The 24,911-nt window shown below is 40.9% G+C and carries 20 protein-coding genes; 15 read left to right on the top strand and 5 right to left on the bottom strand.

The window, feature by feature from the left end:
- Positions 1–7: 7 nt before the first annotated feature.
- On the bottom strand, positions 8–301 hold the full coding sequence (locus HXT32_RS04595; protein WP_012913969.1) for a DUF6725 family protein: 294 nt from the start codon (positions 299–301) through the stop codon (positions 8–10).
- Positions 302–386: 85 nt separating this feature from the next.
- Between HXT32_RS04595 and HXT32_RS04590 the strand changes: the two genes are divergently transcribed.
- The 15 genes from HXT32_RS04590 to abc-f all read left to right on the top strand — a co-directional run bounded on the left by HXT32_RS04590 (position 387) and on the right by abc-f (position 18,857).
- On the top strand, positions 387–1,355 hold the full coding sequence (locus HXT32_RS04590) for a tyrosine recombinase XerC (protein ID WP_004110385.1): 969 nt from the start codon (positions 387–389) through the stop codon (positions 1,353–1,355).
- A gap of 385 nt (positions 1,356–1,740) precedes the next feature.
- Complete coding sequence (locus tag HXT32_RS04585) at positions 1,741–3,369, top strand: peptide ABC transporter substrate-binding protein (RefSeq protein WP_064621765.1); 1,629 nt, start codon at positions 1,741–1,743, stop codon at positions 3,367–3,369.
- Between the two features lie 201 nt (positions 3,370–3,570).
- Positions 3,571–4,497, top strand: a complete 927-nt coding sequence (locus HXT32_RS04580; protein WP_004105077.1) for an ABC transporter permease — start codon at positions 3,571–3,573, stop codon at positions 4,495–4,497.
- A gap of 12 nt (positions 4,498–4,509) precedes the next feature.
- Positions 4,510–5,502: an ABC transporter permease gene (locus HXT32_RS04575; RefSeq protein WP_064621766.1), complete on the top strand. Its 993-nt coding sequence runs from the start codon at positions 4,510–4,512 to the stop codon at positions 5,500–5,502.
- Positions 5,503–5,526: 24 nt separating this feature from the next.
- The gene (locus HXT32_RS04570; protein WP_004105069.1) at positions 5,527–7,551 is read left to right on the top strand and encodes a dipeptide ABC transporter ATP-binding protein; all 2,025 of its coding nucleotides are present in this window, start codon (positions 5,527–5,529) and stop codon (positions 7,549–7,551) included.
- A gap of 179 nt (positions 7,552–7,730) precedes the next feature.
- Positions 7,731–8,597, top strand: a complete 867-nt coding sequence (locus HXT32_RS04565; protein WP_064621767.1) for an exodeoxyribonuclease III — start codon at positions 7,731–7,733, stop codon at positions 8,595–8,597.
- Between the two features lie 179 nt (positions 8,598–8,776).
- Positions 8,777–9,541, top strand: coding sequence for a DUF3710 domain-containing protein (locus tag HXT32_RS04560; RefSeq protein ID WP_004105066.1), 765 nt, complete (start codon positions 8,777–8,779; stop codon positions 9,539–9,541).
- 24 nt (positions 9,542–9,565) lie between these two features.
- A complete protein-coding gene (locus HXT32_RS04555) occupies positions 9,566–10,414 on the top strand; it encodes a DUF3159 domain-containing protein (RefSeq protein ID WP_231875306.1) in 849 nt (282 codons plus the stop codon).
- Between the two features lie 67 nt (positions 10,415–10,481).
- A complete protein-coding gene (locus HXT32_RS04550; RefSeq protein WP_064622105.1) occupies positions 10,482–11,897 on the top strand; it encodes a class I SAM-dependent RNA methyltransferase in 1,416 nt (471 codons plus the stop codon).
- Positions 11,898–11,942: 45 nt separating this feature from the next.
- Positions 11,943–13,970, top strand: a complete 2,028-nt coding sequence (locus tag HXT32_RS04545; RefSeq protein WP_116994855.1) for an HsdM family class I SAM-dependent methyltransferase — start codon at positions 11,943–11,945, stop codon at positions 13,968–13,970.
- Positions 13,963–15,144 (top strand): restriction endonuclease subunit S, encoded by a 1,182-nt coding sequence (locus HXT32_RS04540; RefSeq protein WP_422118919.1) that lies wholly within the window; start codon positions 13,963–13,965, stop codon positions 15,142–15,144. Before HXT32_RS04545 ends, HXT32_RS04540 begins: the two co-directional genes overlap by 8 nt.
- A gap of 146 nt (positions 15,145–15,290) precedes the next feature.
- Positions 15,291–15,557 carry a hypothetical protein gene (locus tag HXT32_RS04535; protein ID WP_064622084.1) on the top strand — a complete coding sequence of 89 codons (267 nt, stop codon included), beginning with the start codon at positions 15,291–15,293 and terminating at the stop codon, positions 15,555–15,557.
- Between the two features lie 41 nt (positions 15,558–15,598).
- Positions 15,599–16,657 (top strand): hypothetical protein, encoded by a 1,059-nt coding sequence (locus tag HXT32_RS04530; RefSeq protein WP_064622082.1) that lies wholly within the window; start codon positions 15,599–15,601, stop codon positions 16,655–16,657.
- 99 nt (positions 16,658–16,756) lie between these two features.
- The gene (locus HXT32_RS04525; RefSeq protein ID WP_197479840.1) at positions 16,757–17,050 is read left to right on the top strand and encodes a hypothetical protein; all 294 of its coding nucleotides are present in this window, start codon (positions 16,757–16,759) and stop codon (positions 17,048–17,050) included.
- Between the two features lie 367 nt (positions 17,051–17,417).
- On the top strand, positions 17,418–18,857 hold the full coding sequence (abc-f, locus tag HXT32_RS04520) for a ribosomal protection-like ABC-F family protein (RefSeq protein WP_064622080.1): 1,440 nt from the start codon (positions 17,418–17,420) through the stop codon (positions 18,855–18,857).
- A gap of 399 nt (positions 18,858–19,256) precedes the next feature.
- Here the strand turns inward: abc-f and HXT32_RS04515 are convergent, their stop codons facing one another.
- The 4 genes from HXT32_RS04515 to HXT32_RS04500 form a co-directional block, all read right to left on the bottom strand.
- The gene (locus HXT32_RS04515; RefSeq protein ID WP_050567752.1) at positions 19,257–20,909 is read right to left on the bottom strand and encodes a recombinase family protein; all 1,653 of its coding nucleotides are present in this window, start codon (positions 20,907–20,909) and stop codon (positions 19,257–19,259) included.
- A gap of 71 nt (positions 20,910–20,980) precedes the next feature.
- A complete protein-coding gene (locus HXT32_RS04510) occupies positions 20,981–21,148 on the bottom strand; it encodes a hypothetical protein (protein WP_004121940.1) in 168 nt (55 codons plus the stop codon).
- An 18-nt stretch (positions 21,149–21,166) separates the two neighbouring features.
- Positions 21,167–22,114: a phage major capsid protein gene (locus HXT32_RS04505; RefSeq protein WP_004121942.1), complete on the bottom strand. Its 948-nt coding sequence runs from the start codon at positions 22,112–22,114 to the stop codon at positions 21,167–21,169.
- Between the two features lie 418 nt (positions 22,115–22,532).
- On the bottom strand, positions 22,533–24,857 hold the full coding sequence (locus HXT32_RS04500) for a phage/plasmid primase, P4 family (protein ID WP_004121944.1): 2,325 nt from the start codon (positions 24,855–24,857) through the stop codon (positions 22,533–22,535).
- Positions 24,858–24,911 lie beyond the last annotated feature (54 nt).

Below are 24,911 nucleotides of genomic sequence, written 5' to 3'. Positions count from 1 at the left end.
GACAATTCTACAGACTAAGCGGCTTTTGGAATTTGCGTTCTGGGATTGGCTTTAAACGGTAAATAGTTTTGGCATCAATGAACATTTCTTCGGCAGCTCTAGTGCCGTTTGCTGCAGGATCTCGAAGTAAATGAAGCATTACCCCGTCCCACTCGAGTACGTGCCCAATTGCATCATGATACTCGATTTTTTGTGTTCCATTGTTATTGTCTTCTATAATTTTGTAAGTTCTTACTACTATGCGCGAGCCTGCAGGTATTTGCTGTGGTAGTGTAGTTAAATTCCGTGTTTGTGTGTTCATAACATGCTCCTTGTTGTATTATGCATGTGACTGAAGTATATGGCAAACGTTTTGTTTTAAACTTTTATGGAAGGGTGAGTTAAGTATGAGCAACAATAAATTTGTTTCTGAAAATTTCTTAGGCTTACCTTCTAAATATATGAGTTTAATAGATGATTATATTGATTATGTTCGTGCTAATAAAGGCTTGGGTGAACGCACGCAGAAAGCTTATGCCAGTGATATTTTGCAATGTTTAGCATGGTGTAATCGGCACGGATTTAATAATATTTCGGAGCTTACTACGGATGATTTGCGTTCGTGGATGGCTGATGAGTCGCGAAGTCATGCGCGTTCAAGTTTGGCTCGCAAAGTAGTTGCGGTGCGTGGTTTTTTTGCGTGGTGTCAGCATGTTGAATACATAAGCGGTAATCCTGCAGAAATTTTAATGACGCCAAAAATTAAAAATATGCTACCATCTGTTTTGGATGAATATCAAGCAGAATCATTAATGAATAATGTTGATTCTAAAGCTAATGTTTCAACTTCGTGTCCCAAAAATCAGAAAGCTGTAGGACTTCGCAATGCTGCAATTCTGGAGCTTTTATATGCGACTGGTATTCGTGTTGGTGAGCTTACTAGTTTAAATATTCAGGATATTAATTTTTCCTCGCACACTATAAAAGTTACTGGTAAGGGAAATAAGCAGCGTGTTGTGCCTTTTGGGGTTCCTGCTTATAAAGCTTTATCTGCTTGGATTTCTAAAGATGGACGAGAAATTTTATTGCGAAATTCTGTTGAAGAGGCAGTATTTCTTGGTACTCGCGGAAAGCGTATTGATCAGCGTTTGGTAAGGCAGATTGTGCATGACGAGGCTAAAAGTGCGCATGTTCCGGATATTTCTCCTCATGCTTTGCGGCATAGTGCTGCTACGCATATGTTGAATGGTGGAGCAGATCTACGCGAAGTGCAGGAATTATTGGGTCATTCATCGCTTAATACTACTCAGCGTTACACTCATGTTTCTATTGAATCTTTAAAACGTAAGTATTCTCAAGCTTTTCCGCGTGCATGATAGTAAATGTTTTAAGTATTCAATTATTCATATTTAACATGTTTTTTACATAATAAATATGTTAATTTACATTTTTGTAATATACATATACCTGTAAAAAACAATAAATTTTACTATATAAATAATAAAATTTTCGGTATTTATAATTAAATCTAGACTTAAATAATTAATTATTACTAATATATAATATTTTTTTCAATTTTCTTTTACTATTGCATTGCTTGTAAAAATACGTATCATTGAATTTTAATCAACGAAGAGGCCTCGTCATTGGCTTGCGAGAATCCATCTGGCAATAAAAACCGGATGGATTTTTATGTTTTAGCTGATGTTTGGCTTTTTTGTGATATGACAATCCTGCCTACCAGACGTTAGGAGAAAATATATGAAGAATAAGGCTTTGGCTTTTGCTGCTGCTGCCTGCTCGCTGGCAATGTTACTTGGTGGCTGTGGCTCTTCCGCTAAGAATGCACAAACAAACGGTGGCAAGGTTATTATTACCGTTTCAAACTCTGAGCCACAAAACGAATTAGTCCCTGGAAACATTAACGAAAATGCTGGCGCTCGTCCTGCCATGTTGGTTAATTCCACGTTGGTAACTTTCGATGAAAAAGGTAATCCTGTGAATGAGGATGCTGAAAGCATCACTCCAAATGCTGATGCTACCCAGTACACCGTGAAGGTTAAGAAAGGAAAGAAGTTCAGCGATGGCACTCCTATTACAGCCGAAAGCTTTGTGAAAGCTTGGAGCTTCGTCGCTAACGCTAAGAATGCTCAGAAGTGTGCTTCCTTCTTCCAAACCATTAAGGGTTATGCTGATTTGCAGAAGGATGGTACTAAGGGTGACGAACAGCTTTCTGGTTTGAAGGTTGTTGATGAAAATACTTTTACCGTTGATTTGGAACAGCCAGATTCTGTATTCCCAATTAAGGTTGGCTACTTGGCATTTGCTCCACTTCCGGAATCCTTCTACAAGGATCCAAAGGCTTATGGCGAAAAGCCTGTTTCTTCTGGTCCATACTTGTTCAAGTCTTGGGATCACAACAAGCAGATCGAAGTTGTAAAGAATCCTGATTACAATGGTCCGCGCAAAGCTCAGAATGATGGCGTAACTTTCAAGGTTTATACAGATGGTAACGCTGCATACCGCGATGTGCAGGCTGGAAATCTCGATATGACTGATAATATTCCAGATACCCAAACTAAGACTTTCCAGAAGGATACAACTGTTAGGGCTTACAACCGTCCAGGTTCTGTAATCCAACAGTTCACTATTCCTTCAAGCCTCCCACACTTCGATGTAAAGACTGAAGAAGGTAAGCTTCGTCGTCAAGCTATTTCTATGGCTATAGACCGTAAGGTGATTATCAACAAGATTCTCAATGGCACTGCTTCTCCTGCAAACGAATTTACTTCTCCATTGACTCCAGGCTATAAGGCTGATCTTAAGGGTCATGAGAACGTAGAATTTAATGCAAAGAAAGCTAAGGAACTTTGGGCTAAGGCAGATAAGATTTCTAAGTATGACGGATCTCTTACTTTCTCCTACAATGCCGATGGAAATGCAAAGTCTGTGTTTGATGCTGTTGTGAATTCCCTCAAGAATAATCTCGGGATCAAGGCTGAAACCACTCCAATTCCTACATTCCAGGAATTCCGTAATGCTTGCGCTAAGCGTCAGATTAAGGGTGCATGGCGTGCAGGTTGGATGCCAGATTATCCAAGTGCAGAAAATTACTTGACTCAGGAATTTGCTTCCGTTGCAGCTGATGGCAATGGCTCCAACGAAGGTGATTATAAGAATCCAAAGTTCGACGATTTACTTAAGAAAGCTGCATCTGCTAAGCCAGAAGAGGCTATTAAGCTCTATCAGCAAGCAAACGAAATCCTTCTTGAGGATCTTCCATCTGTCCCATTGTTCTACTCGAACGCTAAGGCTGTGATGGTTCCAACTTTGAAGGGCTTCACAATGGATTGGCAGAATATGCCGCTGTACTATCAGCTTCACAAATAAGCTGGTAGCTAATTAAGAAAACAGCATAGTGTTACATACTTTTTAGAAAGTTAGTAGGTAACACTAGTTGGTTCCTCTTAATAATTTAATATCGCTTATTGCGAAATTGCTGCTCCAGCTAAACTAGTTAAATAAAACTATTGAGCTGGAGCGGCACTTTGTTGTTTTTTGAGTAAGTTTTAACAATTCAAGGAGAATTCGATGGGTAAGTACATTCTGCGTCGTATTTTGCAGATGATTCCTGTTGTTCTCGGCACAACATTATTAGTTTATGCTTTAGTATTTGCTTTGCCTGGAGACCCAGTAAAAGCAATGTTTGGAGAAAAACCTGTTAATCCTGCAGTGGCTGCACAAATACGAGCCGAGTATAACTTAGATAAACCATTTATTATTCAATATTTACTTTTCTTAAAGAATGCTCTTACCCTCGATTTTGGTCATACTTTTGCAGGTCAACCAGTTATCGATGAAATTGGTCGTGCATTCCCGGTTACTGTTCAACTAGCAATTATGGCATTCGCTTTCGAAGCAATATTTGGTGTCATATTTGGCATAATTTCAGGTTTGAAGAAAGGCAAGTGGTATGACAGTGTGATTCTGGTTGTATCTCTTCTTCTTATTTCTGTTCCAACATTTGTGACAGGTTTCGTAGGACAATACTTATTTGGTGTTAAATGGCGCATATTACCAGTTACAGCTAGTAACGATCCTGGATTCTTCGATTTGCTTCTTCCTGCAATGGTTCTTGGTTCTGTGTCTATGGCGTATATCATTCGACTTACAAGATCTGAAATTTCTTCAAATATTTCGCTCGATTACGTGCGTACAGCTCGTGCAAAGGGCTTAAAAGAAGGCTCTGTTATTGTTCGTCACGTTTTGCGCAACTCGCTTATACCTGTCGTCACCTTCTTAGGTCAGGATTTGGGTGCTCTTATGGGCGGTGCAATGATTTCGGAAACGATCTTCAACATTCATGGCGTTGGATTCCTCACATATCAAGGGATTCTAAAAGGAGAAGGAAACCTTGTTGTTTCCATTGTCACGCTTTTGACATTGATATTTGTATTTAGCAATTTTCTTGTTGATATGTTGTACGCGGCTCTTGATCCGCGCATTCGTTACGCGTGAGGGGAGTACACTATGGAAGATAATTTGATGAAAAATGATTTGATTGCAAATAATGCTTCAAATTGCGATATATTACCGGGGCAAGAACGCTACGTTGCACCATTAGACGATACGCCTATTCAAGAAGTGGATTCCGTAGACGAATCCGCTGCTGCAACGAGTATGTGGGCAGATACTTGGAGAACTTTGCGCAGGAATCCATTGTTTATTGTTTCTGCAATTTTGATTATTGCAATTATTTTTGTTGCGTTCTTCCCAAGCATTCTTACAAAGCACAATCCTAATTATTGCGTTTTGGAACACTCTCTTGAGCCAGCTTCAGCCGCGCATCCATTTGGTTTTGATATGCAAGGTTGCGATATTTATGCTCGAGTTGTTTATGGTACTCGTACATCGCTAAGTGTTGGTTTGCTTGCAACCATTTTGGTTGTACTTGTTGGTTCTTTAATTGGTGCATTAGCAGGATTCTTCGGAGGCTGGGTTGATACTATTCTCAGCCGAATAACTGATATCTTCTTGGCTTTACCAATGCTTCTTGGTGCAATCGTAGTTTTACAAATGTTCCGTACATCTAAATCAATTTGGAAAATTGTGCTTGTTATGGTGCTTTTTGGATGGGTTAGCGTTGCTCGTATTGCACGAAGCGCTGTTATGGAATCAAAAAATCTTGAATTCAATACCGCATCTACTGCTTTAGGATCTACTCCAATACGTAATCTTTTCAAACACATTATCCCGAACTCTTTGGCTCCAATAATTGTTGTTGGAACAACTTCGCTTGGAACTTATATTGTGTTGGAAGCAACATTAAGCTTCCTTGGAATTGGTTTACCAAGTACTACTGTCAGCTGGGGTGGAGATATTTCTACCGCTAGAAATGTTCTTACTACGAACCCAGAAGTCTTGTTCTATCCGTCTATTGCACTCGCAATTACTGTGCTCGCCTTTATTATGATGGGTGATGCTGTAAAGGATGCATTAGATCCGAAGAGCCGTAAGGCGTGAATTTAGCGTGGAGGAATAAAACTTATGAATACAACACGTAAAGATATAGACATTCGCGCCATGCAGCTAGAGCAAGGGCCATTGTTGGAAGTAAAAAATCTCCAGGTTGATTTCACAACAGACTCAAAAAAAGCTGTTCATGCTGTTAGAGATGCTAGCTTCTGTGTTTATCCTGGTCAGTGGGTTGCAATTGTAGGTGAATCTGGTTCAGGAAAGTCCACTTCTGCAATGGCTGTTCTTGGTCTTCTTCCTGGAACTGGTCATGTTACAGGTGGATCTATTAAGCTCAAGGGTAAAGAAATTAGCAGTTTGAAGCCAAAAGAGATTGCTGCTTTGCGTGGTACTGCAATGGGTCTAGTTCCGCAGGATCCTATGAGCAACTTGAACCCTGTGTGGCGTATTGGCGAACAAGTTAAAGAAGCATTAATCGCAAATGGTGTTGACGTTGATCACGAGAAGCGTTCTTCATTAGCTGAGGCTCTTGCAGGCGATTCTGTTCAAGTCAAAAGCAATGAGGATGAAACATTCCTTGGCTCTAAAGAATTACCAGATTTGATTGAAGTCGCTAAGAAAGCTTTGAAAGAAGTTGGACTTGATGAGCATAACGATGCTGAAAAGTTCAATGAAGCTATTGATTACTACAAGAAAGAGTGGGTTCCAGGCTCTGAAACTCGTTGGCGCGTAGCAGACGATTTAATCAAATATGGTGTGAATGACGACAAAGCTTGGGAAATCGCCAAAAAGTATGTTGTAGGTGCAAGCGTTGAAGATCGTATTGCTGGTTTGCTCGATGAAGCTGGTTTGCCAGATGCTGCAACTCGTGCACGTCAGTTCCCACATGAGTTTTCCGGTGGTATGCGTCAGCGCGCTTTGATTGCTATTGGTTTGGCTTGCCGACCGGACTTGCTTATTGCAGATGAGCCAACTTCCGCTTTGGATGTTACTGTGCAAAAGCGTATTCTTGACCATTTGCATACACTAACTGATTCGCTCGGAACTTCTGTTCTCTTCATTACACACGATTTAGGTTTGGCTGCCTCTCGCGCGCAGCATGTTGTTGTTATGTATAAGGGTCGTGTTGTTGAGTCTGGCCCATCGTTGGAAGTTTTGCAGCATCCTCAGCATCCGTATACAAAGAGACTTGTTGCTGCCGCTCCAAGCTTAGCTTCTCAGCGCATTATTTCTGTTAAAGAACACGGTGGTAACGCTGATAACTTGCTTGAGCATCACGTAGTAGGTGAGCAAACTCTCGAAAAAAGTGAGCATATTATTACTGTGGATCACTTAACTCGTGAGTTTAAGCTTCCTCGCAAGAAAGAGCTTTTTAAGGCTGTTGACGACGTTTCATTCTCTATTAAGCGTGGTACGACGTTAGCTATCGTTGGTGAATCTGGTTCAGGTAAATCTACCGTTGCGAATATGGTTTTGCGACTTCTTAAGCCAACAAGTGGAACTGTTACTTACGAAGGTAAGAATATTTCCGATTTAAAGGGTGCGGATTTGCTTGACTTCCGTCGCCATGTGCAGCCAGTTTTCCAGAATCCGTATGGTTCTTTGGATCCTATGTACTCAATTTATCGTTCAATTGAAGAACCTCTACGTATTCATAAGATTGGTGATAAAAAGAGTCGTAAAAACCGTGTGGTAGAGCTTCTAGACATGGTTCGTATGCCTGCTTCAGTTATGACTCGATTCCCGAACGAACTTTCTGGAGGACAGCGTCAACGAATTGCAATTGCTCGTGCTATGGCTTTGGACCCAGATGTTATAGTTTGCGATGAAGCTGTATCTGCTTTGGATGTGCTTGTGCAAGATCAGGTTTTGCACTTGCTTAACGATTTGCAGGCAGAGCGTGGTTTGAGCTATTTGTTCATCACACACGATTTGGCTGTCGTTCGTCAGATTGCAGACGAAGTTGTTGTTATGCAGCATGGAAAGCTTGTTGAGCATGCAACTACAGATGAGGTATTCGATCATCCACAGATGGAATACACTCGCGATTTGCTTGATGCAATTCCAGGAGGAAATTTGGAACTTGGTTTAGACTAAATAGTACAAGCTGATAAAAAGGTGCAGGTTTTATAGAATCTGCACCTTTTTATTTTTCTATTAATTCCGTGTTTATTGGTTGAGTAATCCATAACTTGTAATCTGTGTTGGTTGCGTGATTTATGTCTGTTGCTTAGTGGTGGAGCTGTTTGTGTTGTGTACATATTAGAGTTGATTACATGATTACAATTACGACTTCGAATTTAAACGGTATTCGTGCAGCTGAGCGCAAAGGTATGCTTAACTGGTCTGACGCGCATACTCCAGACGTGTGGTGTATGCAGGAAGTGCGCGCTCCGCAGGATGCAATCGACCCAATTATGACAAAAATTGAAATGGGATATCGTACGTCTGAAAATATCGTAAATTCTATAAAAAACGATAATTTTACTTATACGAATGAAGTTTGCCGTGTAAAAGGTCGAGCTGGAGTAGCTCTAGTTACGTCTCTTCCTGTAGTTGAAAAACGCTACGGTTTGCCAGGTTTAAGTGAAGACGTTGATTCTGGGCGATGGGTTGAAACTGACGTGCGTACCCCTGAAGGGTATGAAATTACTATTGCTTCTGTGTATGTTCATGCTGGAAATGTGGACGATCCGCAAAAAATGCAACAAAAATTCCGCTTTTTAGACACAATGCTTATACGTTTGGGGGAGCTTCGAAATATTGCGGCAAATGGTGGAAATCAAGCGATTTTGTGCGGTGACTTTAATATTGCGCATACTTCACTTGATATTAAAAACGCTAAGGCTAATGAAAAAAGTGCAGGATTCTTGCCAGAGGAACGCGCTTATATTGATCGCTGGATTAACGAATATGAATTTGTGGACGTTATGCGCATGCTTGCAGGAGATATTCAAGGACCATACACTTGGTGGAGTCAGCGCGGTAAAGCTTTCGACAATAACGTTGGCTGGAGATTAGACTACCAGTTCGCAACTCCTGAAATTGCGGAAAGCGCTCGCGGATTTGTGATCGATCGTGCTGAAAGTTATGATGCGCGATGGTCTGATCACGCGCCGTTAAGTATAAAGTATGACGTGTGATGCGTAAGTATTAATTTGCATAATGTGAAATAACTAAATAATCGCACGTGTATATGAATGTACTATATACGCAAATTTTTCAGTGCTTTGCTTGTGCTATTCTGGTGAAGTTAGGCAATTTACAATAATAAGTAATAAATATATTTTTGTAGATTTGTTGTTTTAAGAAATGAGGAATAATGGGTTGGTTATTTGGCCGACATGAAGAAGAAAAATCTTCAAAAGTTGAAGACAAAATCGTAGAGGTAAAAACTGGTCCATGGGATTTCAATGATGAAGATGCTCCTGATTTTAGCGATTATCTAGATTTTGGTTCAATCTATATTCCATATTTTCAAGGCATTGAGTTGCGAGTAAAAAAGCAGCATGAAACATCGCAAGTTCTTGGTATGACAGTAACTTATGGTTCTTCAAGCGTAGAAGTTGAAGCTTTTGCTGCGCCTAAAACATCTGGTATTTGGCTAGAAGTATGCAAAGATTTGCTTGATGGTAATAGTCAAGCGTGTACAGTACAAGGCGAATTCGGTACTGAGCTACTGTTGCCTGTAAAAGTTGGAGAAAAAACCATTACAACGCGTATTGTTGGCGTTGATGGTCCTAGGTGGATGCTTCGCGGAGTATTCTCTGGACCTGCAGCAACAGAGCTTGCAGATAATAATAACGAAACAAAACAATTAGACGAATGGTTTAAGGGGATTGTTGTAAATCGTGGTGAAGAGCCGCTTGCGCCTCGCGATTTTATTCCTATGCATGATCCAATAACTAGAGAAGAAAAAGAAGCTGCTTTAAATGCAGAAAATAGCGGTAAAGATGGGGAAAATAATACGTCTGATGAAGATGCTAATAATGCACTAAAAAAAGACGATAAACCATTAGGTTACGACCAACAAGTAGAAGTAAAAACTACGCTTACACGCGGTCCAATGTTTGCTGAAATTAGATAATGCAAGTAGTAGAAAGTTAATTGAATGGATTCACAGGAATCTTTACAGAAGGTCGAAGAAGAGTTTTCTTCGCAAGAGTTTTCAAATGAAGTAAAACTCGACGATTATGCGCAAACCAACAATTTTGTGCAGACTAAAAAACGCTCAGGATTAGCGACATTGGCTTCAATCGGAGCAGAAGGGTCTACATTTTCTGTAATTGATTCATTGGGTGGCATTCGAGGCGTAATTGAATCCATGCTTCCAGGCTTGCTGTTTGTTATTTGCTTTGTTGTAACGCGTAACGTACAAACAACGGTTATTGTGGCAGCTGTGATTGCTGTTTTGCAAGTTGTGGTTCGTCTTATTCAGAGGCAATCGCTTATGGGAGCAATTAGTGGACTTGTTTCCATTGCAATTTGCCTTATTTGGGTGTGGACGAGTCATCAAGCACGCGACTACTACATGATGGGTTTTATTACGAACGCTGTTTATGGTGCGCTTCTTGCTATTTCGCTGATTGTGCGCGTGCCTGCTTTAGGGCTTGTGATTGAGTCAATTCGCAAAATGCCTACGGAAAATTTTGGCGCGTGGCTGCACGAATGGCTTGATTATAAGCCACTTAAGCGCGCGTACATGTATGTTACTGGATTATGGATTGGCGTTTTTGCGCTGCGACTCGTTTTGCAAGTGCCATTATATTTGACAAATCACGTTGTGTGGCTTGGCACTGTTCGATTGCTTATGGGATTGCCGTTCTGGGCGCTCGCGATTTGGGTTTCTTACTTGATTATTGCAACGCCGTTTATGCGGCTTCATCATAAAAATCACGAAGAGAAGCAGAACGGAGAAAAGCAGAGCGAAGTAAATTCTAGCGAAGAAAAATCAGCTTAATTAAAAGCAACTTTAAAATTGGCATTAGAAAATCAGCTTAACAAAACGCAAAACTAGGGGGTAGTTTATGCAAGTGACGATGCGAATCGAGCGATATGCGGATCAAGGAAGATGCGTAGGTCATCTTGACGGACGCGTTGTATTCGTGCGATTTGCGTTGCCTGGTGAGCTGGTTGTTGTGCGCATGGATGAGCCGATGCGTGCAAAAGCGCACTTTTTTACTGGCGAAGTTGTAGAAGTTTTGGAGCCTAGTGCGGATCGTGTGGAGCCGCAATGGAAGCTCGCTGGTCCTTTGGCTCAGGGCGGCGGAGTTGGCGGCGCGGATTTAATTCACGTTTCTTTGCCTGGTCAGATTCGTTGGAAGGCTTCCGTAATTGCCAATCAATTCCAGCGTTTAGCGCATATGGATGTTGCGGAAAGCGATGTTAGTGTTGAGCGCATGCCAGGGGACGAGGAGCTTAACGGGTTTAATTGGCGTACGCGCATGGAGTTGGTTGCGGATGATGAAGGGCGATTGTCTATGCGTAAGCGCGAGTCGCATGATCGCATTGCGATTGATACTATGCCGCTTGCGTCGCGCGCAGTTTTAGCTGTTGCGGATTCTTTGGACTTGTGGAATCGTTCTTTTTCGCCAAATGCGCAAATTCGTCTTGCTGTTCCAGAGCCTAGGGTTGATGGTTTGGATTTTGGTGTTTCTGGCGATAAGGCTGCGCTTCTTAGTGCGATTGGCGAAAATTATGCGCTTATAGTAAATGATGAGTTGGTTGCAGGATCGGCATTGTTGCGCGAGCGCGTGCGAGTTGCTGTTAATGAAGATTTATCTCGTGCGCGTACTTTTGATTACGATGTTGATGGGCGCGGTTTTTGGCAGATTCATCGCGCAGCTCCAGAGCATTTGGTGAACTACGTTTTGGGATTAGTTCGTTCTGCACTTGGTGGGCGCACTAAGAATACTGTTTTGTGGGATTTGTATTCTGGTTCGGGTTTGTTTACGATTCCTCTTGCGACTTTGGCTAATGTTGGCGGAGATTCTGCTGGTGATGCAGGTTCCGTTGGTTCTGCAGAGCCAGCTCGCGTGCTTAGCATTGAGGGTGCGCCGATTGCTGTAAAGAACGCAAGGCGAAATATTGGACGCGCTGGTCTTAGCAGGGATGTTGTTGAAGCGCTTGAAGGGGATGTTGCGCAAACTCTTGAATCGCAGGTGTTTAAGGCGAGTAAGTCATCTAAGATTGTGCGCCGATTTGCGCATCCAGATGTTGTTGTGTTAGATCCTCCGCGCGCTGGTGCTAAAGCTCAAGTTTGTAAGCAGATTGCGAAGTCTGGAGCAAGAAGCGTTGTGTATGTTGCTTGCGATCCGACCAGTCTTGCTCGCGATGTTGGCACGTTTAAGGAGCTTGGCTACAGCGTTCAGTCTTTGCGTGCGTTCGATATATATCCCAACACTCACCATGTGGAGAGTGTTTGCCTAATGTCTAAGGTGTAGTTTCGGTACGTATTGAATGTACAGGATGGATATAAGGAGGTAAAGATGGCAAGTGCGGAAGAAAAAGTTGAGGAATTTTACAAAGCACAGCTTGATGAATTGAATATCAGACATTATGGTAAGACCGAAGAAATAAACTCTTCTATTACCAAAGCATTAAAAGAGGCAGACAGTAAATCCGGTGGATCCGGGAATAATTATCCTGATATTCAGCTCTTATTACAAAATAGTACTCGCCGCGATATTCCTGTGATGATTGAAGCCAAAGGAACTAAAAACAAGCTTGAAAAGCTTTCCAAAGATGGCGATATTGAGCTTATAAGTAAAGGGAAAAATCCTCATAGTGTTGTACAGCAATATGCCGTAAATGGAGCTTTACATTATGGACTGGCTATTCTTGATGAAGGTACTTATAGTGAAGTCATCGTTATTGGTATTAACGGATGGGAACTAAAGGATGGGTGGGTATCAAACCCAGAGCTTAAAGCTTATTATATTTCTAAAAAGAACGGAAAAGTTCCTAAAGAAATTCCTGATTTTGATTTTTCACAAATGAAAAGTGAAAATATAGATTCTCTTTATAACATGATAGATAGGCTTTTGCTTACTGATAAAGAACTTGAAAGTCTTAAGCGTGATAAAGAGGAGTTGCTGGAGCAAAGTATTAAAAGCATTCATCAAAGAATTTATGATGATTCTGCTATTAAAAATTTGCTTTCTACAAATGATAAACTCTATTTCTTCTGTGGCTTGATTATGGCAGGTCTTACCACAGAAGGCGTAAAACCACTTGAAGTAACTGACTTTTATAGTAATGATGATGAGATTGATAATGACGGAAAGAAAATCCTTAATCGTACCAATTCATTCCTGCAAAAGAAGAAATGTCCAAGCGACAAGATTGAGATGGTTAATAATTACTTAAAGCCTGTGTTTGAAAAGCGTGATCTTTGGAAGCCAGTGAATGGTGAAAGCGTAATTAAAGCGGTTTATAAGCAGGTAAAAGAGGAGATATTACCATTACTTGAAAGTAACATTCATTTAGACTTTACGGGTAAAATCTTAAACAGCCTTAATGATTGGGTTTTGATTGATAATGATAAAAAGAACGATGTCGTTTTAACGCCGCGCTTTGTAACAAACTTAATGGCACGAATTGCAAGAACTAACAAAGACTCTTTTGTGTGGGATACCTGCATGGGCTCTTCTGGATTTCTTGTATCTGCTATGGAGCTAATGATTGATGATGCAAAGAGCACTATCAAAGATAATACAGTTTTAGATAACAAAATTAAAAACATTAAGCAAAATCAACTTTTGGGTATTGAGATTCTTGGTAATATTTATATTTTAGCGGTTTTGAATATGATTCTTATGGGGGATGGTTCGTCGCAAATTATTTGTGGTGACTCACATAAGGAAGCTCCTGATTTCATGAAGTCGCATAATTTTCCAGCTAACGTATTCTTGCTGAATCCGCCTTATTCTGCACCGGGTAAAGGGCTTAACTTTGTAGACGAAGCATTATCGAAAATGGAAACAGGTTATGGTGCTGTTTTAATTCAGGAAAATGCGGGTAGTGGTCAAGGTGAAGCGTATGCACAACATATATTAAAGGAAAATACGTTGCTTGCAAGTATCCATATGCCAGCTGATTTATTTAATGGTAAGTCTTCTGTACAAACAGCTATCTATTTGTTTAAGGTAAATCGCGCGCATGAAGTGGATGATATGGTGACGTTTATTGATTTTAGTAATGATGGTTATGCAAGGCAAAATCGTAAAAAGTCAACACAAAAAGTGAATTTGCGAAACGTTGACCATGCTCTAGAGAGGTACGACGAAATTGTAGCAATTTGCCTTGGTAAAAAGCCAAAAACTGATTACTACACCGAGGTAAATGGGTTGGTGATAAAAGACACTATTACTATTAACGGTGATGATTGGACATACAACCAGCATAAAAAGATTGATACTACGCCTACGGAAGAAGACTTTAAGAAAACGGTAGCCGATTATTTGGCGTGGAAAGTGAGTGCAATCTTGAAAGGCGAGGTGCAGTGGGATGAATAAGGAGTTTAGAATTGGTGATTTGTTTGACATTATAAATAACCCTCAGTTAGATAAGGAAAATTTTATATTTAGTGAAAGGGAAAAATATCCTTATTTTACAAGAACGGAAAATAATAATGGGATATATGGGTATGTAAAATATTTTGATGATGCTCATCTTATACCTGGAAATTCTCTTGCGGTTGGAATGATTAGTATGCAATTTCATTATATGCAACATGATTTTTACGCAGGTCAATTCACAAAAACTCTTATTCCAAAGTTTAGGGGATTTAATGAAAATCTCGCTATGTATTTTATAGCCATCTTAAATAAACATAGTGAATATTATCAGAGTTATCTCGTTAGACATTTCAAAGAAAAAATAAGCGAAACAGTTGTTGAGCTTCCCGTCATCGAACACTCCGACCTTAACCACGAATATACTGTAGATGACATTGACTGGCAGTATATGGAAGATCGCATCAAGGAGCTGGAGGAAGATCGCATCAAGGAGCTGGATGCTTATCTAAAGGTAACTAACCTTGATGACTATGAGCTGACAGATGAAGATAAGAAAATACTCTCTCTCTCTAGAAAATCCGCATCTAACGAAAACGGCTCTTTGGAAACTGATTGCGAAAATGGGACACTAAGGTTTAAGAAATTTAAAGTAGTTGACATTTTTGAAGTAAAAAACACGAAATGTTTTATGAAAAATGATTTGATACTTAATAGTGGTAATACACCATATATTACTGCAAGTGATAGAAATAATTCTGTTATGTCATATATTGCATGCAGTGAAGAACAACTTGATAAAGGGCACTGTATCTTTATTGGCGGAAAAACGCTGACATTTAGCTATCAGGATCAAGATTTTGTTTCAAATGATAGCCATAATCTCGTTTTATATCCTAAGTATTTAAAAATATTTTCAAAATATGTTTATATGTATATGATTGATTCTTTGCAAAAATCGTTGAAGTCTAAATATTATTGGGGGGATTCAATATCTAATAGGAAAATTCAAAAAGATACATTTACGCTTCCAGTAACTCCTGATGGTGAACCTGATTTTGACTATATGGAACGCTACATTCGAGCCATTGAAAAGTTAACTATTGCAGACGTTGTGAAGTATAAAGACAAGGTTATTGATACAGCCAAAAAGCTGGTAAATTGCCAATCTTAAACCTTTTAACGATAGCCTTTTCCTATCGTTAAAAAGTGCACCCACTATCCATAGTGTGCACTCAAAAAAGTGTAGCTATACTTGGAGTTCTCTCAATCCACGTCGAGACGGTATGTTTACTAACCCGAAAAAATGTCGCAGGGTACGTGAACGTTGATATTGACGTGAAGGAACTGAAGCGAGACAAGCTGCCGCCGAAGGCGACGTACAAGCAGATTCAGGCGTATGTGCTTGACAAGTACGGGCTGAAGGTATCGACGCTGAACATCGCGACCGTGAAAGACGAATTAGGGCTTGAGAAGCAGTTTTCTTACGAAAAGGAAGGCATGGCTGCTAAAAATCGACCTCAATGCCCGAAGGAAAAGCACGATGTAATCATCAAGGCTTTTAAGCACTTCAAGTTGATTCCATAAATGACAGAACACAGCATGAGAAAGGAAATGGAGGAAAAGAAATGACTGATGAATCAGGTAAAAAGAAGCGAACGAAACTATGGGCGGTGATTGGCGTCATAGTGGCAATAGTGATTGGCGTCACAGCAGCAATAGCAGTCGGCTACGGAGGTGCATATCTGTACTTCAACGCGCAAGCGGCGAAGGCCTATGGCGTTCCGCTAGTCGTAAATGCCAAGGGGCTTGACACAGATAGGGGCACAAAAATCTCTGTCCACGCTACTGGAAAAGATTCCAAGGACAATGGTGTGGACAGCGTGTTCTACATAGGTTCAAGTTCTTCCAACATAGCGCTCAAGCCGGGCGACTACAGCCTTGCGATTGAGGCATCGCCCATCGCAGAGGACGGCACCATTTACGACACCAAGGACGCGGTTACAAAGGTAAGTATAGCCAAGGACGGCAAGACCGACGTTGAGAAGGAAATCACCATCGAGCCAATCCCTGCGGAAGAGGTGACAGACGAGCAAATTGAAGCTGCTTATAACGCAGCGAAGGACAGCGGAATCGATGCATCCAAGCTTGACGATTTGAAGGAAAAGGCACAGAAGCGCAGGAATGATGCCGTAGCGGCCAAGAAGGTGGAGGAAGAGAAGAAGGCAGCCGAGGAGAAAGCCGCTGAAGAACAAAAAGCTGCTGAGACCAAAGCGAGCAACAGTGGGTACTCGTTCATGACGGACTACTTCTATGTTGACGTACCATCCAGCTGGAAGTCCAGCGAGTGGAGCGTGAGGCAGGAGGACGACCATACGTGGATATTTAACCACCAGCCTGCCAACGACTACGGCGGAGGGGCGACCGTTTCGGTTGCAAAGAGCGACCCGTGGCCGAACAGCAATTCCACCAAGACGCTAGGCACAACGGGGACGGGGCTGAACGTATACTACACGGAAGCTGGCGCAGGGTTTTTTAACAAGACTGGTGCGACAATCGAACTGACGAAGATGTGGAACCCAGATGACCCAAACTCTGTCCGCGCTGACGGATTTACGAATTCCGATTATCAGAAGATAATGCGTGCTCGCGAGAGACTCAGGCAGGAACAGACGGGCAAGAAGTAAGTTCTTTGAACCTAAGCTGGAACAGTCCATCAAGGAGACGATGTCTAAGCTCAGAAGTGTTCAGTTGGGGCAGGTATCGGTAGATGATGTCTTGGAGTATTGGCTTATTTTGGGCAGGCACTGAAAGGCATCCAGAACGACGCCGAAAAGCGCTTCTACGCCACGTTTATCGACCACATAGAAATTTACGAAAACGCCGATTGGAAGAACGGCGAGGACATCGTCAAGAAAATCCACTTCAAAATTCCGCTGTTATACGGAGGACAGCGAACTTTCGAGTTAACGCATCTTGAAGATGAAAAAGGTAAGCCAACCCAGAAAGTCGTCGAGGCGGAAGACTTCCGGGTTAAGGAAAATACCGACGAGAGTGTCGTATTGATGTCAAGGGCTTAATAGCCGGGTGCATTTTTGCCCTTATGTAGCAGGGGTTTGCAGGGTCTATCGTTAAAAGGTTTAGTATGTGACTACTTTAGGCTGGTTTCTCGCGGTTTTTGAGCACAGCTTGGTTGTTTGAGAGAGCATGTCTACGCTCTAGGGTTGAGTGCACAGGATGTTAACGTTAAAAGGTGCACCCACTTTGCACCCAGCTTTGTGAAATAAGTAAGACGATAGTTAAGTTGCTTGAGGTACTAAGTTATATATGAGGACATGGTATGATAGTGACAATTATTTTCGGAGGTATCAAAAGATGGTAATTAATAAATCCTGTTCTAACTAATGTAGAGAGGTTAAATCCTCTCGGTATTTTCAAGGAGGATTTATGATACGTATTGATGATTTAACAAAAGTTGTAGGTGCAAGAACTTTATTTGCGATTGATCATCTATCTATTGGTGCTTGTGACAAGGTTGGTTTAATTGGTGACAACGGCACAGGCAAAACCACCTTTTTACGCATACTTTCAAGTCTTGATACTGACTACGCAGGGCGAGTTCAAACGAACGACGAGATTAGTTATTTGCTCAACAATTTAGAAGATGAACTCGGTTTTATATATCAGCGTCGTTTTCAGCAGAATTGTAGTAGTCCAGGCGAGCAGCAAAGATTGAAACTGGAGCACCTTTTAGTTGATAATAAAGCATTTTTGCTTATTGACGAGCCTACATCACATTTAGACATTAAGCAAAGAAAGCTATTAGCTAAACGGCTCTATTCTCGCAATAAGGGTTTTATGCTTGTCTCCCATGATCGAGATTTTATTAATCAAACCTGTACGAAAATTTTCGAATTGGTCAATGGGAAAATTGAGGTTTATAGCGGTGATTATTCGTTTTACCTATGCGAAAGAGAAAAGAGGTATAAGTTTGCTGAGAGGGAATATGAGAGTTATGTAAAAGAAAAGAAGCGTCTTTTACAGGTTGCAAATGCAATAAAACAGCAGTCAGCAAAAGTAAAAACCACACCCAAAAGGATGGGTAACTCAGAAGCTAGGCTGCATAAAATGGGTGGGCAACAAAATAAGAAGAAGCTCGACAAACAGGTAAAAGCCACTTTAGAAAGAGTAAATCAACTAGAGGTGAAGAGTAAGCCATATCAAAATGCAGCCATCAAGCTCAATATGGACGAGCGAGAAAAAATTCATTCCAAGGTACTCATCAGGGCAGAAAATCTCAATAAGAGCTTTGATAGCAAGGTGATTTTTAAGAATGTCAATTTTGCGATAGACAATACAAATAAAGTTGCCTTATTAGGTGACAACGGTTCAGGGAAAACCACTTTGCTCAACATGATTCTTAACGGTGAAACGTGGACACATCCGAATTTACGAATTGGTTACTATAGTCAGCTAGGAGAAACACTCGACTATACAAAAACGATTCTGGACAACGTATTACCTTATTCAATCTATGACCAGTCAATGACGAGAATCATCTTGGCTCGTCTAGGTTTCAAAACAAATGATGTGTTCAAGCAGGTGAATGTGCTTAGTGATGGCGAAAAAGCCAAGGTGAAATTGGCGATGCTTCTAACAGGTAACTTTAATTATTTGGTGATGGATGAGCCAACTAACTTTTTAGATATTCGTGCCATAGAAGCCTTAGAAGAGCTGCTTCAAGGCTACGACAGACCCTTGCTTTTCGTGACGCATGATGTGTCCTTTATCAACAATGTAGCGGATTCTTTGTTACTTATCGAGAATGAAAAGATTACTGGTTTTGAAGGTAATTTGCAGCAATATAATGAGGAAAATGAGGTTTAGACGGTCAAGTCTTAACTTTGGTGTAAATTCATTTCCTTCCCTTTATCTGCTATTTTTATGTTCAAACTCAAACAAAAAAATAGGCGGGGCTTCCCCACCATCATGGCGCTTGACCGTGCCATAAGATGCAGGAGGCTGATTAGGTGGGCGCATTTTTGCCCTTGTATACCAGGGGTTTGCGAGCGTTATCGTTAAAAGGTTTAATGCGAAGCGGCTTTAAGCTGGGTTCTCGCGGTTTTTGAGCGTGTTTTGGCTGTATGGGGAAAGATGTCAAAGCTCTAGGGTCGAGTGCACAGGATGTTAACGTTAAAAGGTGCACCCACTTAGGGGCATTCACTTAGGGATTTAATTCCTAAAAAATTATCGGCGTAATCGGTATTACTACCGGCTACGCCGATTTTACTTATGGAGTGGAATATCAACTGCACCTATGTAATTCCACTGTATCCATATGGTTTGTTTCTTGGTTCTTGTACCTGCTACCTTTTCAGATTTTTCAACATAAATCTTATCTACAAAGGTTCGAATGATCTCTGCATTAAGTTCTTGTATATCTGTGTATTGTCGTACTAATTTCAAGAAAGAATCCACGTTGAGACATTCCTCTTGCGCTTTAGAAATAAAGGCTTCAAGGGATTCAATCTTGCTTTTCAGTTCAGCTTGTTCCTTGTCGTAGGACTCAGACATGCTCTTAAATCGTTCATCAGAAATTTTACCGTCTAAGTTGTCTTCATAGAGATGCTGAACAATTGTGTCAAGTTTGCTAATTCTTGCTTTTGCTTGCTCGAGTTCCCTATTAGAGGACTTTAACTTTTGGGTTAGTTCTTTCTCGCTTTTCTTCATCACAAGTCCCACGAACTCTTCTTCGTGCTGTTTGGCAAATGAAGTAATCATTCGTAGCTCGTGAAGCAGTATTGCTTCGATCTGAATATTTCTAATTTGATGTGATGAGCATTTGCCTTTTTGCTTACGATATGTAGCACAGACAAAGTATTCTTTATCATGGCTCCAACCTTTTCCTCGAACCTGATAAAGCTTGTTACCACAATCCGCACAAAATAGCATTCCCGATAACACCGGCATCTCTCCAAGATTGGTACGCACTCGTCTACCATCTCTTATACGTTGAACAATATCAAAAGTTTCCTGGTCAATAATTGCTTCGTGTGTGTTTTTGAAAATTAGCCAGTCTTCTTTGGGATTCAATAATGTTTTCTTGCACTTGTACGATTTCTTTCTTGTTTTGAAATTGACCGTATGCCCAAGATATTCTTGCTTTTCAAGCATATTAGAGATAGTTTTTTGATTCCAGACTCCCTTAATCTCCGATTTCGCGGAAGGAATTTTAATACCAAGAGAGAAAAAATGCTCAGAAGGTGTTGGAATATTCCTTTTGATTAGCTCATTGGCAATCTGGCTAGGCCCATACCCATTAACGCAGAGTCTAAAGATTTCACGCACTACACTGGCAGCTTCTTCATCTACAATCCAATGATTTTTATCTTCAGGATCCTTAAGATATCCGTAAGGAGGATTGATGCAGAGCGGCTTCCCACTTTGTCCTTTTGCTTTAAACACAGCTTTTATTTTTCTGCTTGTGTCTTTAGCATAAAACTCATTGAAGATGTTGATGAAAGGTGTCATGTCGTTGTCTGACTGATTATTGCTATCTACGCCGTTATTTATTGCAATAAAGCGAATATCAGCGTTAGGGAATACCATCTCTGTATACATACCAACTTGCAGATAATCTCTACCCAAGCGTGACATGTCCTTGACGATAATGGTTCCAATCTTTCCTTCGTCAATGAGAGCAGTTAATTTAAGCCAATCAGGTCGCTGGAAATTAGTACCCGAGTAGCCATCGTCTACAAAGAACATAAGATTGTTGAAATGATTATCCTCGGCATACTTTTTCAGCATGCTCTTTTGATTGATAATGGAATTGCTGTCACCTTGTAATTCATCGTCTTTGGATAAACGGCAGTAAAGTGCCGTTATCTTGCCTACATTATCTAGAGTATAAGAAGGCTGTCTATTTAGTTTATTCATCTGTTTTTCCTCCTTTCCGACAGCCTTCAAGCGGTCAGTATATATTCCCGTATAACTCAGAATTTATCAAGTTATTTAGCTTCTATTACATGGTTTAAATTGCTTAAAATAAGGTGTTTGATTAGGTCTTTGACACCTTTCTGAGCACTCTTGCTTTCAAGAGAGTTAACCGTAAATTCAGTATTTCCGATTCTTAACACTTCGGTTTTTACCGGTGTATCCTTAATTTGTTCATCCATGCATTTTGACCTCCTTGTTTAAGAAAGTTGCAATACTTTAATTGCTTCAGGATGTACCAGTTTCCCATCCAAATACTCAAAAGAGAGGTAACCTATCTGGTCTATAAGAGAAAATATTTCGTTTAGAACCTTGATGGTTGGGTTATGGCGTTCGATAATCCAATAGTTGGAAAAATCACCAAAGGCGATAACTTTTGCTCCCTTTTGCGAAGAAGGCATGGCATTGTCAATGACCACAGGTCTGCCCATTAAGTTGCCATCAAAATCAGGTAGGATGTATGCTCCGGTAGTGTCCTTTAAGGTTTGAAGATAAAGAGCAGTTTCATCATTCATAAGCCACGTGGCATTTTCTCGATACTTACTATCTAGCGAGAAGAATAAATGTTTGATGGTATCTGCGGAAATCTCTTTTGCTTGCACAGCAACCTCAGCACCTGATGTATCTGATAAAATTCCTGTCGGCTTAGTTATCCCATCGCCATTTATAAAAGCTTCCGACTCACTCAATGTAAATTGCTTTGTCAGTTCGCTTGTGATGAACTCTTCGATATCAAAGTCAAGATCAGCTGTAAAATCCGTACCCAAACGAATAAGGTTAACTAGGGTATAATCCGTTACATCAATACGCTTAAAGCCATCTTTAATAGGCATATGCGTAATGATATTCGCATCATAATCTTTCATCCATTTAGTGAACGGTGTACCTTCATAGATGAACAATTTGCTTGATTGCGAGTGTGCTTTTACCACTGTACACAGTTTTCTAAGATTACTTTTGTTTGCAAGTTTTGCTTCGAGTTTTGCTAGAGAAGAAGTCGGCAAATCATAGGCACCTGTATGAATGTGGCGCAGTTTTCCTGCAATATTGTTCGCATTACCATTTGCGTCGCGCAGTACGTTCCAAAACGTGTTGTGGTAGTCCTGACTTGCTAGTTTCATTTCTTTTTCAATATCTCTGTTAATCATAATTGTTAGTTCCTTTCATTACTGTTTTCTGCAATTACTGCAGTAATTTGCTTGATTTTGCCCATTTACCCTTTTGAATTCGCTGTTTTTGCACGCAAGACCCTGCGCCCGTTCCCGAAGGGGTACTCTTTAGAGATTTGACCCCCCCTAGGGGGTTAGGTTCAGAAAGTAGTATGCGAATAAATTTCTAACAGCACAGTACCTAGGCAGGTTTTCTTTCTTCAATGTTGTCAAAAAGCTGAAATCATTTCAGTATTTTGATTTGTGCATGATAGTATTTCTTCTTCATGTTCAACACAGGTTTGCGATACGAATTACGCAATCATAGGCACCACCTCCTTAAACGTGGCATGATGTGGCAGTTAAATTTCGTTATTGCCTTATAGGGTTATATGGGGATATAGGTTATTAACTGCCACTAGTTGCCACTTAAAAAATCGCTAAACTCACTTTTAAGCCTGTAGCCTTTAAGAAGCGTGGTTTTTTCTCCGCCTGTCTTGGGACGCTTTCTTACAACCTCGGCAAATTTTCTTAATTCCTGATTGAAGTTTCTGCTGTTCTCAGAAAAACAGCCGTTATCAATGCACCACTTCTTGTAGTGGTCGTATACAACTGCCGTTCGAATCTCAGAGCTCTGGTCTTTAACGAGTACATCTTCAGCAAACTGTGCCATCTTGTCACTGTCGTGGGCATAACTAAAAATGGCATCAAGAACGCTATTAGGCGGCTTAAAGCCTTCATCTCGGAGGTGGGTAAAGCCTTCAAGAAGCCAGTTTAAAATGGCACTTTGCACCTCTTTTTTAGAAAACTCCGCCTTTAAGGTTTTATCCTGTTCCCACGCTTCAAAATGCCTGTTAAAGGGAATAATCTGCATGCGGTCGCTACTAAACACTGTCATATCGCTGATGACGGGCAGATAATTGGTGTTCACGTACAGTTTGAACTGTGGTTTAAAGTCAAAACTGTTCTCATGCAGGAATCGAGCGTTTAAGGTATCACTTCCCGTCATGTATTTAACTTGGGCTGAATTAAGGAATAGTCCTCGGCTCGGCTCAGATATATTGGCAAAGCGAACACCGGCAAGGCGTGCTACATCCTCGGTCGGCTGTGAGCTATTAGGGTTCTTCTTTAGAGCAATGGTTTCCGCGCGTACCGCTTTTCCGTAATCGCCCATCACAGACAGAACGCTTTCCATGAGTGTGCCTTTACCGTTTCTTGTGCTTTCTCCAAAAAGAAAGAACATGCACTCATAGCGTGTATCACCGCTTAACGCATAGCCTAATGACTTTTGAAGATACAAGGCTTTCTCACAATCTCCGCTCATAATTTCATCGACAAACTGGCGAAAACGTTCACTTCTTGCCTTCGGGTCATAAAACACAGGTGATACTTTGGTAATAAGATCTGTTGCTAAGTGCTTGCGAAATACACCGTGCTGAAGGTCTAAAGTTCCGTTTTGGCAGTTAAATAGATAAATGTTCTTATCGAACGCTTCCATCGAAATGGGGTAAACGCTTTGAGCTTCCTTGATATAAATCTCACGGTTACGACGGCTGCTCCATTTGTTCCAATACTCAACAAGCATGGAACGGGTTCTCTCGTCTTTAATGACACCAGCATAACGTATAAGAGAAAGAGCTAAATCCTTGCATAGTTCCATCGTTTTAAGCGTTCCAATATCGCAAGTCCAACGTACACCATCGAAGATGAACCACATTTTGCGCTCCGGTACATAGTGCAGAATGTTTTGGAAAATATCAGCAAACAATCTGCCATTACCTAAATCACCGTTGCGATATCGTATATTTTCATCAGGCTTTAGTTCCTGTAATTTAGATAAGAGATCATCAAAGTCTTCCTCAGCACTTGCATTATGGAAAGGCTCATAGAAGGTATGACATTTAGAAACAGCTTTCTGAATGGTTGTGTTGCCATAAGTATCCGCGCCACGGTGTTCATCCCACTTAGGACGGAATAAAGCAGACTTACGAAAAAGTCGGTCTATTTGCTCCTTGTTACCGCCACAGTAAAAGGCAAGAATAGACACAAGCGCGGCATCTGCTTCGCTATGAGAAGGGTAAGCCGAAATGTCACCATGCCAAAGTGCTGTAAATTTAGCTCCATTTATGGCGTTGCCAGCTTTTTCAATAACAGATGTATCGCTTAAATATGACCTTGTACACGCGTTATTTTCTTTTTCATGAGTGTTTATGTTTCGCTTCATGTACGTGTCTAAAAGCCACATGATGGCTTCATCGTCTTCTAAAAGCTCGCCTTCCTGATACACGTCGCCCGTAACTGTTAGATAGCGATTCGTAGCTAGAGCGCTGTAAACCTCAATATCCCCATGCTTGATGTAATAAGACTTTTTATCGTATGCGCCGTTAAACAGAAGCAAGATATGAAAGCCATGCTTACTTGGGCTGTATTCGATATAAGCGTGCTTGAAATGGGCAATAATCTCTTTTGCCCAGTCTTTAATGATGCCATTATCGATGCAGTGGTCTAAATCGATGCCTAAGAGGTTATCAACAAGCTTTATACCAATTCCGTCGTATTGGTCTTTTACTTTCATGGCATCATCAAGCGAGGTGAAATCGCTTAAGTTGTCTGTAGCTGCTTTCTTTCCCGTTATGGGGTTATAAGGCGGCTTAGTGAGCCTACCGTTTTCTTGCTGCTCGTACTTCCATGAACAAAAGATATTCTTGTTCTTTAGTGCTTTTGGCAGTTTCTCTAGATCCATATTTGATCCTCCTTTTCTAGAAGGCTTATCCCTTCTACATCACAGGCAAAAGAA

It is taken from the genome of Gardnerella sp. DNF00747, assembly GCF_049262675.1.
Classification (GTDB): domain Bacteria; phylum Actinomycetota; class Actinomycetes; order Actinomycetales; family Bifidobacteriaceae; genus Bifidobacterium; species Bifidobacterium swidsinskii.
Note: the sequence above shows the minus strand (reverse complement) of the source record. Positions and strands in the feature narration are given on the sequence as shown.

Coding starts and splice junctions, on each gene's coding strand:
- HXT32_RS04595 (WP_012913969.1), bottom strand. CDS start 301: ATGAACACACAAACACGGAATTTAACTACACTACCACAGCAAATACCT.
- HXT32_RS04580 (WP_004105077.1), top strand. CDS start 3,571: ATGGGTAAGTACATTCTGCGTCGTATTTTGCAGATGATTCCTGTTGTT.
- HXT32_RS04555 (WP_231875306.1), top strand. CDS start 9,566: ATGGATTCACAGGAATCTTTACAGAAGGTCGAAGAAGAGTTTTCTTCG.
- HXT32_RS04585 (WP_064621765.1), top strand. CDS start 1,741: ATGAAGAATAAGGCTTTGGCTTTTGCTGCTGCTGCCTGCTCGCTGGCA.
- HXT32_RS04590 (WP_004110385.1), top strand. CDS start 387: ATGAGCAACAATAAATTTGTTTCTGAAAATTTCTTAGGCTTACCTTCT.
- HXT32_RS04550 (WP_064622105.1), top strand. CDS start 10,482: ATGCAAGTGACGATGCGAATCGAGCGATATGCGGATCAAGGAAGATGC.
- HXT32_RS04530 (WP_064622082.1), top strand. CDS start 15,599: ATGACTGATGAATCAGGTAAAAAGAAGCGAACGAAACTATGGGCGGTG.
- HXT32_RS04515 (WP_050567752.1), bottom strand. CDS start 20,909: ATGAATAAACTAAATAGACAGCCTTCTTATACTCTAGATAATGTAGGC.
- HXT32_RS04545 (WP_116994855.1), top strand. CDS start 11,943: ATGGCAAGTGCGGAAGAAAAAGTTGAGGAATTTTACAAAGCACAGCTT.
- HXT32_RS04500 (WP_004121944.1), bottom strand. CDS start 24,857: ATGGATCTAGAGAAACTGCCAAAAGCACTAAAGAACAAGAATATCTTT.
- HXT32_RS04570 (WP_004105069.1), top strand. CDS start 5,527: ATGAATACAACACGTAAAGATATAGACATTCGCGCCATGCAGCTAGAG.
- HXT32_RS04505 (WP_004121942.1), bottom strand. CDS start 22,114: ATGATTAACAGAGATATTGAAAAAGAAATGAAACTAGCAAGTCAGGAC.
- HXT32_RS04540 (WP_422118919.1), top strand. CDS start 13,963: ATGAATAAGGAGTTTAGAATTGGTGATTTGTTTGACATTATAAATAAC.
- HXT32_RS04575 (WP_064621766.1), top strand. CDS start 4,510: ATGGAAGATAATTTGATGAAAAATGATTTGATTGCAAATAATGCTTCA.
- HXT32_RS04565 (WP_064621767.1), top strand. CDS start 7,731: ATGATTACAATTACGACTTCGAATTTAAACGGTATTCGTGCAGCTGAG.
- abc-f (WP_064622080.1), top strand. CDS start 17,418: ATGATACGTATTGATGATTTAACAAAAGTTGTAGGTGCAAGAACTTTA.
- HXT32_RS04560 (WP_004105066.1), top strand. CDS start 8,777: ATGGGTTGGTTATTTGGCCGACATGAAGAAGAAAAATCTTCAAAAGTT.
- HXT32_RS04510 (WP_004121940.1), bottom strand. CDS start 21,148: ATGGATGAACAAATTAAGGATACACCGGTAAAAACCGAAGTGTTAAGA.